The 13,213-nt window shown below is 70.5% G+C and carries 15 protein-coding genes and 5 pseudogenes; 11 read left to right on the plus strand and 9 right to left on the minus strand.

The features are described 5' to 3' along the window. The 7 genes from AQJ11_RS41110 to AQJ11_RS41140 form a co-directional block, all read left to right on the plus strand. Positions 1-470, plus strand: a 470-nt coding sequence (locus AQJ11_RS41110) for a phosphatase PAP2 family protein (protein ID WP_208616742.1), incomplete at its 5' end; no start/stop codon positions are given. A 42-nt stretch (positions 471-512) separates the two neighbouring features. Further along, positions 513-929, plus strand: a complete 417-nt coding sequence (locus tag AQJ11_RS51885; RefSeq protein WP_079082655.1) for a cupin domain-containing protein — start codon at positions 513-515, stop codon at positions 927-929. A gap of 157 nt (positions 930-1,086) precedes the next feature. Continuing rightward, entirely contained in the window at positions 1,087-1,563 is a 477-nt protein-coding gene (locus tag AQJ11_RS51890) for a hypothetical protein (RefSeq protein WP_244218625.1), read from the plus strand. A gap of 94 nt (positions 1,564-1,657) precedes the next feature. After that, on the plus strand, positions 1,658-2,635 hold the full coding sequence (locus tag AQJ11_RS41125; protein ID WP_059266836.1) for an LLM class flavin-dependent oxidoreductase: 978 nt from the start codon (positions 1,658-1,660) through the stop codon (positions 2,633-2,635). A 93-nt stretch (positions 2,636-2,728) separates the two neighbouring features. Further along, positions 2,729-3,262, plus strand: a complete 534-nt coding sequence (locus AQJ11_RS41130) for a flavin reductase family protein (protein ID WP_058084480.1) — start codon at positions 2,729-2,731, stop codon at positions 3,260-3,262. A 184-nt stretch (positions 3,263-3,446) separates the two neighbouring features. Then, the gene (locus AQJ11_RS41135) at positions 3,447-3,767 is read left to right on the plus strand and encodes a hypothetical protein (protein WP_059266837.1); all 321 of its coding nucleotides are present in this window, start codon (positions 3,447-3,449) and stop codon (positions 3,765-3,767) included. Positions 3,768-3,980: 213 nt separating this feature from the next. Then, a complete protein-coding gene (locus AQJ11_RS41140; RefSeq protein ID WP_059266838.1) occupies positions 3,981-4,349 on the plus strand; it encodes a nuclear transport factor 2 family protein in 369 nt (122 codons plus the stop codon). Here AQJ11_RS41140 and AQJ11_RS41145 read toward each other — a convergent pair. Then, positions 4,315-5,157 (minus strand): helix-turn-helix domain-containing protein, encoded by an 843-nt coding sequence (locus AQJ11_RS41145; RefSeq protein ID WP_059266839.1) that lies wholly within the window; start codon positions 5,155-5,157, stop codon positions 4,315-4,317. The two genes, AQJ11_RS41140 and AQJ11_RS41145, sit on opposite strands and share 35 nt — an antisense overlap. Positions 5,158-5,869: 712 nt before the next feature. Between AQJ11_RS41145 and AQJ11_RS41150 the strand changes: the two genes are divergently transcribed. Together AQJ11_RS41150 and AQJ11_RS52965 are read left to right on the plus strand one after the other, a co-directional pair. Beyond that, on the plus strand, positions 5,870-6,265 hold the full coding sequence (locus AQJ11_RS41150; RefSeq protein ID WP_059266893.1) for a PaaI family thioesterase: 396 nt from the start codon (positions 5,870-5,872) through the stop codon (positions 6,263-6,265). Between the two features lie 136 nt (positions 6,266-6,401). Next, positions 6,402-6,596, plus strand: a complete 195-nt coding sequence (locus tag AQJ11_RS52965; RefSeq protein WP_398781353.1) for an NAD(P)-binding protein — start codon at positions 6,402-6,404, stop codon at positions 6,594-6,596. 98 nt (positions 6,597-6,694) lie between these two features. On the opposite strand, the pseudogene AQJ11_RS52970 reads toward AQJ11_RS52965, so the two are convergent. The 6 genes and pseudogenes from AQJ11_RS52970 to AQJ11_RS47595 all read right to left on the minus strand — a co-directional run. Then, positions 6,695-6,877 (minus strand): annotated as a pseudogene (locus AQJ11_RS52970) (hypothetical protein); the annotation flags it as partial. A 13-nt stretch (positions 6,878-6,890) separates the two neighbouring features. Beyond that, positions 6,891-7,259, minus strand: a pseudogene (locus AQJ11_RS52975) (CurL C-terminal domain-containing protein); the annotation flags it as partial. A gap of 73 nt (positions 7,260-7,332) precedes the next feature. Beyond that, positions 7,333-7,503: pseudogene (locus AQJ11_RS52980) on the minus strand (beta-ketoacyl synthase N-terminal-like domain-containing protein); the annotation flags it as partial. Beyond that, positions 7,500-7,748, minus strand: a pseudogene (locus tag AQJ11_RS52985) (beta-ketoacyl synthase N-terminal-like domain-containing protein); the annotation flags it as partial. The pseudogenes AQJ11_RS52980 and AQJ11_RS52985, both read right to left, overlap by 4 nt. A gap of 20 nt (positions 7,749-7,768) precedes the next feature. Continuing rightward, positions 7,769-8,098, minus strand: a pseudogene (locus AQJ11_RS52990) (beta-ketoacyl synthase N-terminal-like domain-containing protein); the annotation flags it as partial. Positions 8,099-8,166: 68 nt separating this feature from the next. Next, positions 8,167-8,331: an acyl carrier protein gene (locus AQJ11_RS47595; RefSeq protein ID WP_079082659.1), complete on the minus strand. Its 165-nt coding sequence runs from the start codon at positions 8,329-8,331 to the stop codon at positions 8,167-8,169. A gap of 160 nt (positions 8,332-8,491) precedes the next feature. Here AQJ11_RS47595 and AQJ11_RS41175 point away from each other — a divergent pair, with 160 nt between their 5' ends. Both AQJ11_RS41175 and AQJ11_RS41180 read left to right on the plus strand, forming a co-directional pair. Then, positions 8,492-9,943, plus strand: a complete 1,452-nt coding sequence (locus AQJ11_RS41175; protein ID WP_063807753.1) for a CoA transferase — start codon at positions 8,492-8,494, stop codon at positions 9,941-9,943. Positions 9,944-9,992: 49 nt separating this feature from the next. After that, positions 9,993-10,550: a carboxymuconolactone decarboxylase family protein gene (locus AQJ11_RS41180; RefSeq protein ID WP_059266845.1), complete on the plus strand. Its 558-nt coding sequence runs from the start codon at positions 9,993-9,995 to the stop codon at positions 10,548-10,550. A gap of 94 nt (positions 10,551-10,644) precedes the next feature. On the opposite strand, the gene AQJ11_RS41185 is transcribed toward AQJ11_RS41180, so the two are convergent. After that, positions 10,645-12,126 carry an MmgE/PrpD family protein gene (locus AQJ11_RS41185; protein ID WP_059266846.1) on the minus strand — a complete coding sequence of 494 codons (1,482 nt, stop codon included), beginning with the start codon at positions 12,124-12,126 and terminating at the stop codon, positions 10,645-10,647. Beyond that, entirely contained in the window at positions 12,123-13,112 is a 990-nt protein-coding gene (locus tag AQJ11_RS41190; RefSeq protein WP_059266847.1) for a diacylglycerol/lipid kinase family protein, read from the minus strand. The genes AQJ11_RS41185 and AQJ11_RS41190 overlap by 4 nt, the downstream gene beginning before the upstream one ends. Positions 13,113-13,213 lie beyond the last annotated feature (101 nt).

A 13,213-nucleotide genomic window follows, 5' to 3' on the forward strand; every position in this document is an offset into this window, starting at 1 on the left:
CGACCTACGACGGGATCACCCCGCGCAACTGCATGCCCAGCCTGCACACGGCGTGGGCCACCGCGATCTTCATCCATACCCGCAAGGGCCCACGCATCCTCCGGTACGCGGGCACGTTCTGGCTGATCGCCACGCTCGGCGCGACGCTGGGCTTCGGCTACCACTACGGCACGGATCTCATCGCCGGCGTGGTGTTCGCGCTCACAATCGAGGTAGCCCTGCGCTCGATCGACCGCGGCTGGGACCGGTCAGGCGTCCAGTTCGTCGCTTACGGGACAACGCTCTTCGCCGCGCTCCTGGTGTCCTACCGCTACCTGCCGACGCAGATGGCCGGACACCCTTGGCTGTTCGGACCACTTCTCATTCTGGCGATGGCGTCAGTGATCCACCGATACGTACGCATCACCGGACTGTGGGAGCCGAAGGCCGCTCCGGCACCACAGCCGGACCCGCGACCGGAGCTGGTCTGAAGTGTCGCTCCAGGGTCCCGGTGACGGTCCGGCGCCGCAGCGGTGCACGCCCCAGCCCGCCCGAGCTCGTCCCCAACCGTGTACGTGGGCAACGCGGGCAAGGACGCGGCATTGGACCGAGGATGGCTCCTCGGGCACTTCAAGGACGTGGGCGACCCGCGCCACAGCGAGGCCGTAGAGATCAAGTGGGGCGTCCACCCCCGTGCCGACGCGCGATCGCAGTGGGTGAGGGGCGAAGAACGCACGGCTCTCCTGGTTCTCATCAGTGGCCGCTTCCGCGTCGAACTGCCCGGCCGCAGCGTCCTTCTGGAAGAGCAGGGTGACTACGTCGTGTGGGGGCGCGGAGTCGACCACTCATGGTTCGCGGAGGAGGAGTCGGTGGTCCTGACCGTTCGATGGCCGTCCGTGCCCGGCTACGCGGCGACTGAGAAGGATCAGGCGGCGCACCCGCGGACCTGACACGTGGGCGATGGTCACGGCCGCTCGTCGAGCCGGTGAACCCGGGGCCGGCCGGGTGGGGGAGCGTGCCCGACGTTCCTTCCACGACCACGTCCGAGTAGCCTTCGGCGGCCACCAGGCCGGACTCGGTGAGGGCCCCGGCGCGGGTGCCCGTCAGATGGTTGCCGGTGACGGCCAGCCCGCGGACGGAGCGGGCGCGCACGATCGGGGCGTCGGCGTCCTCGAAGACTGTGCCGCTGATCGTCACGTTGCGGTGCGCGGGGTGGGCGGGGTCGCGGACGGTGTTGGTCGGTGCGATGAGGACTGCGGGAGTGGAGGGACGCAGGAAGGTGTTGTCCCGGATGGTGAGGTCGGCGACCGGCCCCGACTCGTACCACTCCTCGGCGTCGGCGGAGACGTAGACGCCGGCCATGGTCACGCCGTCGAAGAGGTTGCCTTCGATGACGACCGGCCGCCGGGTGGTCACCAGGACCCGGCGGGTGGGCACGTTGACGAAGTGGTTGCCGACGATGTGGACCGACGCCGTGGCGGTGACGTTCTCGGCGACCCAGTGCTCCGGTGTGACGGTGGGGGGCAACGGGCGGTTAGGGTGCCCAGCCGCGAGCCGAGAAGGCCGTACAGGGGCGACGTGTGACGCTCTCAGGCACAGGTCAGTGGCGTGTCAGGGGACGGTGTTTGGATCCTGAGCAGCTTGCTCCAGTTTCCGACAGCCAGAGAAGAGGCACGCGATGACCACCTCCGACCAGCCACCCCGCCTTGGCGTCCTGCTGCCGACTCGCGAGCAGGCGATCCTCGGCGACTTCTCTGCCTCCCCCCTCCTGGAGTTCGCACGGCAGGCCGAGTCTCTCGGGTTCGACTCGCTGTGGACGGGGGATTCCCTGACCGCGCGTCCGCGGCTCGACCCACTGGTGGTGCTGTCGGCCGCCGGTGCGGCGACGCATTCCATCCAACTGGGAACCGCCGCGCTGACGCCCGCGCTCCGACACCCGCTCATCGGGGCCAACATGGTGAGCAGCCTGGACCATGTGTGTGGGGGACGGCTGATCATGGGGCTGGGGTCGGGCTTCCCCGTCCCCGAGACCGAAGCGGAGTTCACGGCCGTCGGCGCGTCGTTCGCCGGCCGTGCCGGGCGCCTCGACGAGATCGCCGCGCTGTGGCGGACCGCCTGGGGCGACGACCGGGCGGACACTTTCAACGGGCGCTACTGGCAGGCCGAACAGCTCGACCGGCTCCCCCGCCCGCCCCGGCCCGGAGGACCCCCGCTGTGGCTGGCCGGCAGTGACACGGCCCGCGTCCTGGATCGAGTAGCCCGGCTCTACGACGGGTGGCTGCCGTTCCTCCCATCGGCCCAGGCGTACGGCTCGGCCTGGCAACGGCTTGAGTCGCTGCGAGCCGAGGCGGGTCGACCCGAGGGTGCGGTGGTCCCCGGGTTCTACGCCACGATCACCGTCGGTCCGGACGAGGCGGGCGCGAAGGCCGAGCTTGAGCACTACATCGAGCACTACTACGGGCGCACCCTGGAGCAAATGTCAACCATCCAGGCGTACGCCTGGGGTACGGCCGAACACTGCGCCGACTGGCTGGCCGGTTACGTGCGGGCGGGCGCCCGGCACATCGTCATCCGAATCGGATCGCTGCGGCCCGAGCCGCAGCTGCAGGAGATCGCCGAGGTGGTCCTGCCGGCGGTGCGGGCGGTCACGGCCTGAGCCGCCGCCACGGAGAGAGCGCCGTCTCCGTCGGCGGATGCCCGCAACGGCCCCGCACCCCAGCCATCCGAGTCCACTCCCGCTGGAGGGTTCATGCAGCCCGCACTGACCGGATCTCGTCCCCAGTCGACCGGTTCGGACACACGTCGCCTCCGTGACTGCCTGGGCAGATTCGGCTCAGGGGTCAGCACGGTGACGTACGCCGGAGACAACGGATTCCGGGGCATCACCATCAGTTCCTTCACCTCCGTCTCGCTCGACCCATCGCTTGTCCTGATCAGCGTCGGCCGTCGGGCGCGGGCCTGTGCGGGACTGCGGAACGCGTCGTTCGTCGTCAATGTCCTCGCCGCCGACCAGGTTCCGCTGGCGCTTCACTTCGCCGGCCGACCGCAGTCCGCGCTGGCCGTTCCCTGGCTGGACCAGGACGGTGTGCCCAGGCTGGACGGCACGGTGGCCTGGCTGCTGTGCCGGCCGTGGCGCACCTACGAAGGCGGCGACCACCTCCTCTTCCTCGGTGAGGTGCAGGACTTCGCCTACGCACCCGGGGACCCCCTGCTCTTCCAGGACGGCGACTTCCGGCGCCCGGGACCACAGATCGTCCTGCCGCCTGCACCGGAGACCGCCTGACGGCCTGGTGCTCCCAGCGGCTGACCTACCGAGTGCACACACGGACAGCTCCGCGCCGGAGTCGGGACAGAGGCCGGACTGCTCGCGGATCTGGTACGGGACGCCGATCCCGCGGTGGCGGTGAGGACCTGCCCCGGGTGGAGCACAGGCCACCTCATGGCCCATCCACACCCTTCGGTTCTGGATGCGTGGAACCACCTCACCCGAAGCGGCGGCGTCCTTCGGGCCGCGGCTCGCCGCCACCACCGGCGAGGGGGAGCCGCTGCGGTCCCGGGCCACGGGCGCGACCGGTGCGGTACGAGCCGAGTGGCTGGTGCTGCGGACGCCCAAGGGCCTGGTCATGGCAGCCGAGGACGACGGCAGGCGAGCCGGGGTGACGGTCAGTGGCCGGGCTGGTGACCTACTGATGCTGATGAAACGGCGGATGCCGATGACGGAGGCCGCGGTGGACGTCCAGGGAGACACGCGGCTGCTGGAGCACTGGCTGGAGAACGTGCTCGCATGAAGCGCACGGCCGCGAACGGCCGTGGGGAAGGGGGAAGAGCCGGGTGCGCCACCCCTCCCGGCTGTCGTTGGGTGTCAACGGTACGGGACGGGCCCCGCGCACCCGAAATCGGCCATTACCTACAAGGTAATCGACTGGCCTCCGTGACACGCGGCACAGTGATCATGAAGCCGCGTCGCCATCGCGGTCATTAACCGAACCAAGGAGAACTCCATGACGCAGTACAACACCGCCGCCGAGCGCTACTTCGCCGCCTGGAACGCCGACGGGGCCGAGGCCATCGCCAAGGCCGTGTCCGAGGCGTTCACCGAGGACGCCACCTACACCGACCCGCTGGTCGACGTGGCGGGCCACGAAGGCCTGGCCGCCGTCATCGCCGGCGCGCACGAGCAGTTCCCGGGCTTCGAGTTCCGGCAGAAGGGCTCGGTCGACGGCAACCACCACATCGCGCGCTTCTCGTGGGATCTGGTGTCGACGGCCGACGGCTCCTCCCCGGCTGGTGGGTCCGATGTCATCACCCTCGCCGAGGACGGTCGCATCAGCTCCGTCAGCGGCTTCCTGGACCGTGCCCCGGAGGCCTGACCTCGGTCAGCTTGTCTCGCAGGGCGGCGGCCGTCTCCGCATCCGAGGGCAGGAAGGTCTCAATGGCCAGCTCGGAGACGGTCACGTCCAGCGGGGTGTTGAAGGTCGTCAGCATCGTGACGAACGAGAGCTGCCGCCCCTCCCACTCGATCAGCAACGGCAGTGCGTACGCGGCGTCAACGGCCGGGACCACGGGACCACGATCGGTGAACGGGTAGGCAGCCACTTCTTCACAGAGGTCGGCAAGGGCTGCTGAGCCGCTCATCACGATCTGTCGTTCCATCTGGCCCAGCAGATGGGCGCGCCACTGGGCGATATTGCGGATCCGGGGAGCGAGCCCCTCGGGGTGCAGCGCCAGACGCATGGTGTTGATGGGCGGCTTCAGCAGGTGGTCGGCGACGCCCGAGACCAGCGCGAGCAGACTGCGATTGGCCCCGACAACGTTGTAGACACTGTCGTGGATGAGCGTCGGGTTGGGGTCATGGGCAGCCAACAAGCGGTCGAGTTCGCCGTTCAGCGTTTCCATGACCGGGTGGTCCAGCGGCGTCTCAGGGAACGCCGGGGCGAACCCGGCGGCGACCAGCAGAGTATTGCGTTCGCGTACGGGAACATCGAGTTCCTCCGCGAGACGCATCAGAAGGGCGAGGCTGGGCTTGGCCCGGCCGGTCTCGATGAAACTGATGTGCCGAGCGGAGCTGGCGGCCCGGCTGGCAAGTTCCAGCTGACTGACTCCGCGCCGGTCGCGCCACCTCCGCAACAGTATGCCCACGGTGGGAGTATCGCTCGACCGCACTAGCTGCCTGTTCATTGCTCAACGATAACTGTGATGAACACTGACCCCCACGATTCCCGCTTTCCGCGAAGTGCCTCTCCCAAACCATCCGGCCGGCCGTTTCCATCAACGTGCCGTGGTACGTGACGACGCAGGAGGTTCACGGCCTGCCCGGGAGCCGGCGCAGCTGACGGTCGAGGCCGTGCTGCACCGCGACAGCGTGGCAGAAGTGGCCTCCTGGGCCGCACGATCGGGTCGTCGGTGCCGCAGTAGGCCGCGACCGGGCAGGGCGCCGGCACTTCGTCATGCTCGTAGCTTCCGGCCGCCATGAAGTCGGCGCGCAGTGCGGGCATGATCGTGGACCCGTACGTCCGTGCTGGACGGCAGGGTCTCGGCCCGTGCCCGGTACATGGGAGCCGTGCCGCCAGCGTGTGGGAACACGAACAGTTGGTACGGCGGGTCCGGTGCGGCGTCGGACGCCGTGAATCAGCGGGCGCGCCGCGTACCCCGTCGGGTGCTCATACGGCCTCCGCGGCACTGGGCCGCACCTCAGGTACCAACAAGACACCCATCACACACCTTTCTCGGACTCGCGGTATGCGGTCACTCCCATCCCATCAAGCCTGTCTGATACGTACCTGATCCCGCGCTGAAAAACCATGCGACGCTGTACGCCCACCCGCCCCGTCCCCGTCCGGAGGTCACCTTGACGCACTCCCCCCTCGGCCCGGAGGAACTCCTCGCCCTGATGCCGTACGCGCGGGGCACCGGAATCAGGCTGGAGAAGGCCGACTCCGGCCTGGTGCGGGGCACCTTGCCGTGGGCGGAGCACCTGTGCACGGCGGGAGGGCTCCTGCACGGAGGAGCGGTGATGTCCCTCGCCGACACGGTGGGTGCCGTGTGCGCCTATCTGAACATGCCGCCAGGCGCGTCCACCTCGACGGTCGAGTCCAAGACCAACTTCTTCCGTGGCGTGCGGTCCGGAAACGTCACCGCGGTGGCCCGCCCGCTGCACGTGGGGTCGTCGTTCGTCGTCGTCCAGACGGAACTGAGCGACGACGAGGACCGCCGTGTGGCTCTGACCATCCAGTCGCAGGCCGTCCTGCGCCCCGGACACCCGCGCCGGGAGCCGGCGCCGGACTGAGACGGACCGGCACCGGGCAGCGGCCCCGGCGCTCCGCCCCCGATCATCGGCCTGTCAGCCTTGGGTCAGCACCACCGCCCACAGCGGACCGTCAAAAAACATCCCTGAGGGAGGGTCCGTGGTCGAAGACCATGAAGTGCTCATCATCGGCGCCCGCATGTCAGGTCTCGGCACGGCCGCCCGGCTGCGGGAGAGCGGACGGCACTCGTTCGCGGTACTGGAGAAGGCACGCCGGGGCTGTGGCCGATCAGCACCGACGGGCGGACTCCCCAGGACAGCCAGAGCTGCCTCATGGCCTATTCGAAGGCGAACAGGGCGGGGCTGCGCGTAAAGGGCCTCGTTGAGGCGCTCGGTGCCGGTGCACTCGCCGCGCATGAGCGCGCCCAGCGGGACACCCGTCAGCGGCGTGAGAACGCGGTCGGCGGCGTCGAGGGCGTCACGGAGGGCGGGGTACTGGCGGTACAGCGCGGTACCCATGCCCAGGTACTGCGTCCCCATACCCGGGAAGAGAAACGCGGTCTTGGGGGCACCGGAACCGCCGCCCGTGGTGTTCGGCTGTTCCAGGGCCGGCGATGCGTTTGCGCAGCGCACGGAGGGCGCTCTCCCGGTCATGCACGACTTCGGCCATCCTGTAACGGAAGTGAGCCCGGCCGGTGTTGGACGTCCGGCACAGGTCGGCGACCGCCAGGTCCGGGGTGTGCGCGAGATGGTCGAGGTGGCGTTCGGCGAGCCTGCGCAGCGACTTGCGGCTCTTGGCGGAGAGGGTGAGGACCGCGCCGGGACGCTCGTCGGCAGGGGGTTCGGCAGGCTCGGCTGGGGCCGGTGTCTCTCCAGCACGATCGACGCGATGATGCCGGTCACGGACGGTGACGGGGGCGTCCTCCCAGGCGATGCGGAAGGAGGGGGTGACGAAGTTCAGGTGCGGGAAGATGGTCTTCTCCCGTAGCTGGAGCACCGTCTTGATGATCCCGCCCACTCCGGCCGCCCCCTCCATGTGGCCGAAATTCGTCTTCAGGGACCCTACGACGACAGGTTGGGCGGTCACCGTCGCGCTGCGCCTCGGAGAGCCTCTTGAGCACCAGTACACCGCACCCTTCGGCGCGGGCGTGGCCGTCGGCGCGGGCGTCGAACGTCTTGCACTGTCCGTCGGGGCGAGGACCCCTCCGAGGGCCAGGATGTTGTCGGCGGGATGGGCCGCGGTGAGGGACGAGGAGCAGGTGGTGTCGACGGTCATGCAAGGCCCGCGCGGGCCGAGGAAGTACGACAGTCGGCCCGACACCGCGCTGTGAGTCGGCCCGGGCGCGAGGTATGCGTCGAGGTCCGCGGGCGCGAGAGCGGTGGATTCGAAGATGTGGTCGAGGGTCGTGACGCCCATGAACACGCCGGCGTCACCTTGCCGCAGGGAGGTGGGGTCGATGCCCGCCTGCTCCAGCGCCTCCCAAGCCGTCTCAAGGGCGAGGCGCTGCTGCGGGTCGATGCACAGGGCTTCCCCTGGGAAGACACCGAGAAGAAGGCGGCGTCGAAGCGGTCGATGTCGCTCAGGAAGCCGCCGAGGGGCCGCTCGCCGGTGGGCCCCTTGTCGGAGTCCGGGTCCGGGGCCATCTGCCGGCGCTCGTCGGCGGGCAGGGGGCGGATGCCGGACCGTCCCTCACGCAGGAAGTCGGCGAATTCGTCGGCGCCGTAGTTCCCGCCGAGGTAGCGCAGACCCATTCCCACGCTGGCGATGGGCTCGTGCTTCTCACGGGTCAGCTCGGCGAGCGCTTCTTTCGCCGTCCGCAATTCGGCCAGCGCGACGGCCGGCTCGTCCTGACTCGGCTTCGACGCTTTCGGCATTGATCGGTTCCAGCCGAATACGGGTCGCTCGGAAAGATGACCGATCAACCGGCCCGCAGTCGGATGCCTCAATAGAGCGGCCGTGGAATCGCACACTCCAGCTTCTGCTCCAGCGCGAGTTTCACCTCGCTGAGGCGGAGAGAGGTGAGACCGAGGTCGAAGAAGCCGATATCGAGCGGGAATTCATCTCGACTAGTCATGGAAAGTACTGTTTTGAGCTCCTCCACAACCATGCTCTCGCCCCGGCCACCGCCTCTCGGGATCGACTGCCCTCCCCCATCAAAACAGTCGCTTCTGATAACCAACTGACGGGCCGCTGATAACAGCGTCCGGTTCCCGGGTATTCGACGCGGTTCGGTTTATCGCCACGGATTGAGTGTTACGATCCCTGACATGGAAGAAAATGGATTCGACCTACTGGGTGAATTGGACAGGACCCTCAAGGTATTGGGGCTTTCACGGGAGGCGGCGGTCAGCGACATCGCCGTCACCGGAAGCGATCCCCTGGTGCCATCGACCATCCGGCTGGGCTCGGCGATGGGCATAGCCCTGCTGTCCGCGGCTGTCGGCACGGCGCAGATCTGGCACGCCGGCAAGGGACGGCCGCAGCGGCTGGCACTGGACCTGGGACAGGCGATGCACCAGATCACGCCGTACCTCGGCGGCGGGAACACGCTGAACGGCTACGGCTCCAACATGGGCAGTGTGCTCGGAGGTGACGGTACCCCCATCCCCGCCCTGTGGGACCTGTACCGTACGGCGGACGACCGCTGGGTCATCCCCATCGCCTGCTATCCGCGTTCCCGCGACGAGTTCCTCACCTTGCTGGACACCGCGCACACCCGAGAGCACGTGGCCGCCGCCATCGCCGGCTGGAACGGAGCGGAGCTGGAGGAGGCGGCGGCGGCGCGCGGTGTGCCGCTGGCCATGGTCCGCAGCAGGCAGGAGTTCCTTGAGCACCCCCAGGGCCAGGCCGTGCTGGCCGAACCCCTCGTCTCGGTCGAGCGCGTCGGAGACGGCCCGCCGCGCCCCCTGCCGGTGGGTGCACAGCCTCTGTCCGGGCTGCGCAGTCTGCAGTTCACCCATGTCTTCGCAGGCACGGCGGCGGGCCGGGTCCTCGCGGAACAGGGTGCGGACGTGCTGCACGTATGCGAGCCGCACGCCTTCGACCACGACGTGTGCTGGAACGAGTGCGGGGTCGGTCTGCGCTCGGCCCGGCTGGAGCTGGGGCGGGGCACCGACGGGCGCCGGAGGTTCGAGGAACTGCTGAGCACGGCGGACGTCTTCGTGCACAACCACCGGGCCACGAAGATGGCCCGCCTCGGCCTCGGCCCACGGGAGTGCGCGGAAATCAGCCCCGGGCTCATCCAGGTGTCGGTGCGCTGCTACGGCCACAGCGGGCCGTGGCAGGACCGCGGCGGCTTCGACCAGCACGCCCAGGCTCTGACCGGCGTCAACTGGAGCGAGCGGGACGGCGATGTGCCCCGGCTCCCGCACGGGCGCATGCTGAACGACTACCTGGCAGCCTATCTCGCGGCCGCGGGCGTGATGAGCGCGCTCCTGCGCCGGGCCAGGGAAGGGGGCAGTTACGAGGTCCGCGTGTCCCTCGCTGGTGTGTCCAACTGGGCTTACGAACTGGGCACGTTCAGCCCGGAGGTGGCGCGGTCGGTGCCGCCGGACTCGCTGCCCGCGGCCGAGCGGTTCACTCGTTCCACACCGCTCGGCGAACTCAGCCTGGTGGCACCGCCGGTGCGGCTGAGCGAGACACCTCCGTCCTGGCGCGGCCCGCTTCTCGTGCCCCGTGGCTCCTCACAGCCCCACTGGCTCGACACGCCCGCCGGCTGATCCTCCTACGCCGCCCACTGCCCCGCACCGCAGGAGGAGAGGAGTCGACATGTCCCGCGTTCCCTGCCTCGGTACCGAGGCCCTTCCCGAATCCCTGCGCTCCCTCGCCCAGGGACGCATGATCAACCTGTACCGGATCCTCGCCCACGCGCCGCAGTCGGTCGAGCAGATCGCCCGGCTCAACGCCGCGCTCTTCACGGAGGGCGGCCTCACCGCGGTCGACCGCGAGTTGCTCATCCTCACCTACGCCACCGGCTTCCAATCCGAGTACGAATGGGCGCAGCACGTCCCCATCTCCCGCGCCGTGGGTGTCACCGACGAACAGCGGGCGGCCCTGCACCGTGGGGACCACGGCGCGGAGGCCCTCAGTCCGGCCCAGCGGGCGCTCGTGGCGTTCGCCGCGGCCGTGGCCGCCGGCCCCACCGTCGACGACGCCTGCTACGCGGAGCTCAGGAAGCACTACGACGACGAGCAGGTCGTGGAGGCGCTGGTCCTCGCGGGCTTCTACTTCCTGGTGGCCCGGATGTGCACGGTGCTGGACGTGGAGATCGACGCGCCCGAGGGCGACGAGGTGCTGCGCATGACACGGGCGATGAGCGCCGAGTGAGAACGAGGGCGGCCGGTCCGGAGCGACCTGGTGGTCGCTCCGGACCGGCCGCCCTCACCCGGCGGACCCGGGTGGTACCCCGGGAAACCGGGCGTCAGCGCAGTGCCGACTCCAGCCAGTCCCGCAGCCGGGCGGCGTCCATCGTGCCCAGCCCGGCGGCGTCCATCGCGGTGCCGGCGTCGCCGCCGAGGGACACGTACTTCTCCCGCACCAGTTCCTCATGACGGGCCCGGGTGTGCGGACCGGCGGCGCCCAGGGGAATGAGCCGCTCGCGGGTGAACGCGCGGCCGTCGTGCAGGCGTACGGTGACACGGGCACCTGTGGCCTTCGTGGCGGCCGTGAAGTCGGTCTCCGGCGGCCGGGCGGTGTCGAGCGCGAGACGGACGGTCTCGGGGCCGCCGAATTCGAGCAGCCATGCCTCGGCGGCGGCTCCCGCCCGGCGGACCGCCGCACCGAAGGGCGCGGTGGACGCGAACAGCTGCCGGCTGAGCGCGGGGTCGTGAGCGAGCCGGACCAGTCGCGAGAGCTCCCGGCGGCGGGGGTCGGACAGGGCCGGCCGCTCGAAATCGGCGACTGTCAGGCCACCGGTGAGCAGTGCCGTGGCGACCGGGTAGGGAGTGTGCAGTACCAGCGCGCCCAGGGGTGCGTCGGGGCCATTGACGTAGCGGTCGGCGCGGCGGCCGGCGTACAGGGTGTAGAGGGACGTCTCCACCAGCACCTCCGACACCGCAGCGGGGTCCAGCGGTCCTGCGGCGGCACGCAGTTCGCCGTGCAGGTCGATGGCGCAGTCCACGGCCGCGTCGATACCGGGCCCACCGGGGCGCATCTTGAAGGACAGCGTGTCTGTGTGCCAGCGACGGCCGAGGCCCTCTGTGATCTCGTCGGGCAGCGGCACCGCGGCCAGCGCGGCGAGAAAGCCGTCGGGGTGCTCCAGCAGGTCCGGCGCGCCCCGTAGGCCGGCGCCCGCGGCGTCGCAGGCGTCCATGCCGGCCCGCACCGGAGCGAAGGCGTTGAGGAGTCGAGCGTCGCTGGCCAGGAAGGCCCGCATCAGCGGGCGGTGCGGCATGGCGAGCGCCAGCCCCAGCGCGTCGGTCCAGCGTGCGGGGTCCGTGACGCCCTCACAGCGCAGCCGCCCGCAGACGGCTCCCACCAGGTGCGTGTGCAGCGCGCTCTGTCCACGCAGCGGGCCGAGCGTCGCCGCGGCCGTGACGCGGGCCGCGCACTCGGTGGCGACGACCACCGCCGTGAGCAGCTCGGCGCCGGTCAGCCGGCGGGCGTGGGCGAAGGCGAGGGGGACGGCGACGGTCGAGTTGGAGAGGTGCCCGGCGTACGCGGTGTCGTCGAGGTTGAGCCATGATCCGAGGCCGGCCAGCACGCAGGCGCCCTGCCGGGCGTCGGTCTGGAACGGTTCCCCGAACGCGGCGACCAGGCGGGCGCCCAGCGGATGGAGGGCGCCCGCCCGGATCGACGCGGCCTGGGACAGGATCTGGCTCGCGGCCAGTGCGCGGACCCGCTCCGGTATGTCGTCGTAGGTCAGCCCGGCGGCCCACGCGCTGAGTTCCTCCAGGGGCGTCACGCCGGCTCCCGCGCTGAGGCATCGGCCAGTACGGCGGTGCCGGCCGCCCACACGGGGAGGGCGCCTGGCAACACGTCGAAGGTGAGGCGGGCGAGCCCGGGGGGCTGGAGGTTGCCGTCGTGTTCGAAGCACAGGGGTGCGCCGTCGAGGCGTTCCACGACGATGCGCCGACCACGGCCGTAGTGGACGCCGGGCAGGCCGAGGTGGGCGGCGTGGCGGGTGAGTTCGGGGACCTCGCGCGGGCTGACGGGCGAGCCGATGACGCACACGTCGAGCAGGCCGTCGTCCAGTTTCGAGTGGGGGAGCACCTGGTAGCGCCCGCCGCGGAAGCGTCCGCCGCCGACGTTGGCGAGCACGGTGGGCCCCTCGTACAGGAGGGCGCCGTCGACGGTGACCCTGCCGGGGTACGGCGTGAAGGCGTCCGCGGCGTCGGCGAATGCCCGGGTGTACCGGTCCCGGCCGCTCAGCGGCACCGAGCGGGCCACCCTCAGCGCGTCGGCGATGACACCGGAGCAGGCTCCGAGGAAGACCTTCGCGCCGGTCTCGGCGAGGTGGGCGAGGTCGAGACCGCACAGCCGGGCGCCGTGCCCGGGGCCGTCCAGGACGGCGCTCAACGCCTCCTGCCAGGGGCGTTCCGACCAGAGCATCTTGTAGCCGGAATTGCCGGTGCCGGCGGGCACGATGGCCAGTGCGGGGCGGGCCGCAGGACCGGGGGCGGTGAGGCCGTCGACGACCTCGTGCACCGTGCCGTCGCCGCCGACCGCCACGACCATGTCGGGTGCGGTGTGCCCGTCGGTTCCCCAGCGGGCCGCGGTGACCGCCGCCGCGGCGTCACCCGGGCCGGTGGTGCGGTGGATGCGTACCTCGGCCGCACGAGCCGCGCACAGGGCGAGGACGTCCGCCGTCAGGCGGTCGCTCGTGGTGCCGGCGGTGGGGTTGGCGACAACGAGCACGCTCCGCACGAGCGCCTCAGACTCCTCGGTCATGGAAACCCTTCTCCGGATGCCGACGGGGCGGACAGCACTGCGGGACGCGAGCGGAGAGGGCAGGATTCGAACCTGCGCAGGCGGGCGAACCACCCGACCGG

This window comes from Streptomyces corchorusii, assembly GCF_001514055.1.
Taxonomy (GTDB): Bacteria; Actinomycetota; Actinomycetes; order Streptomycetales; family Streptomycetaceae; genus Streptomyces; species Streptomyces olivaceoviridis.

Coding starts and splice junctions, on each gene's coding strand:
- AQJ11_RS51890 (WP_244218625.1), top strand. CDS start 1,087: ATGGTTGCCGGTGACGGCCAGCCCGCGGACGGAGCGGGCGCGCACGAT.
- AQJ11_RS41125 (WP_059266836.1), top strand. CDS start 1,658: ATGACCACCTCCGACCAGCCACCCCGCCTTGGCGTCCTGCTGCCGACT.
- AQJ11_RS41130 (WP_058084480.1), top strand. CDS start 2,729: ATGCAGCCCGCACTGACCGGATCTCGTCCCCAGTCGACCGGTTCGGAC.
- AQJ11_RS41135 (WP_059266837.1), top strand. CDS start 3,447: ATGCGTGGAACCACCTCACCCGAAGCGGCGGCGTCCTTCGGGCCGCGG.
- AQJ11_RS41140 (WP_059266838.1), top strand. CDS start 3,981: ATGACGCAGTACAACACCGCCGCCGAGCGCTACTTCGCCGCCTGGAAC.
- AQJ11_RS41145 (WP_059266839.1), bottom strand. CDS start 5,157: ATGAACAGGCAGCTAGTGCGGTCGAGCGATACTCCCACCGTGGGCATA.
- AQJ11_RS41150 (WP_059266893.1), top strand. CDS start 5,870: ATGCCGTACGCGCGGGGCACCGGAATCAGGCTGGAGAAGGCCGACTCC.
- AQJ11_RS47595 (WP_079082659.1), bottom strand. CDS start 8,331: ATGGTTGTGGAGGAGCTCAAAACAGTACTTTCCATGACTAGTCGAGAT.
- AQJ11_RS41175 (WP_063807753.1), top strand. CDS start 8,492: ATGGAAGAAAATGGATTCGACCTACTGGGTGAATTGGACAGGACCCTC.
- AQJ11_RS41180 (WP_059266845.1), top strand. CDS start 9,993: ATGTCCCGCGTTCCCTGCCTCGGTACCGAGGCCCTTCCCGAATCCCTG.
- AQJ11_RS41190 (WP_059266847.1), bottom strand. CDS start 13,112: ATGACCGAGGAGTCTGAGGCGCTCGTGCGGAGCGTGCTCGTTGTCGCC.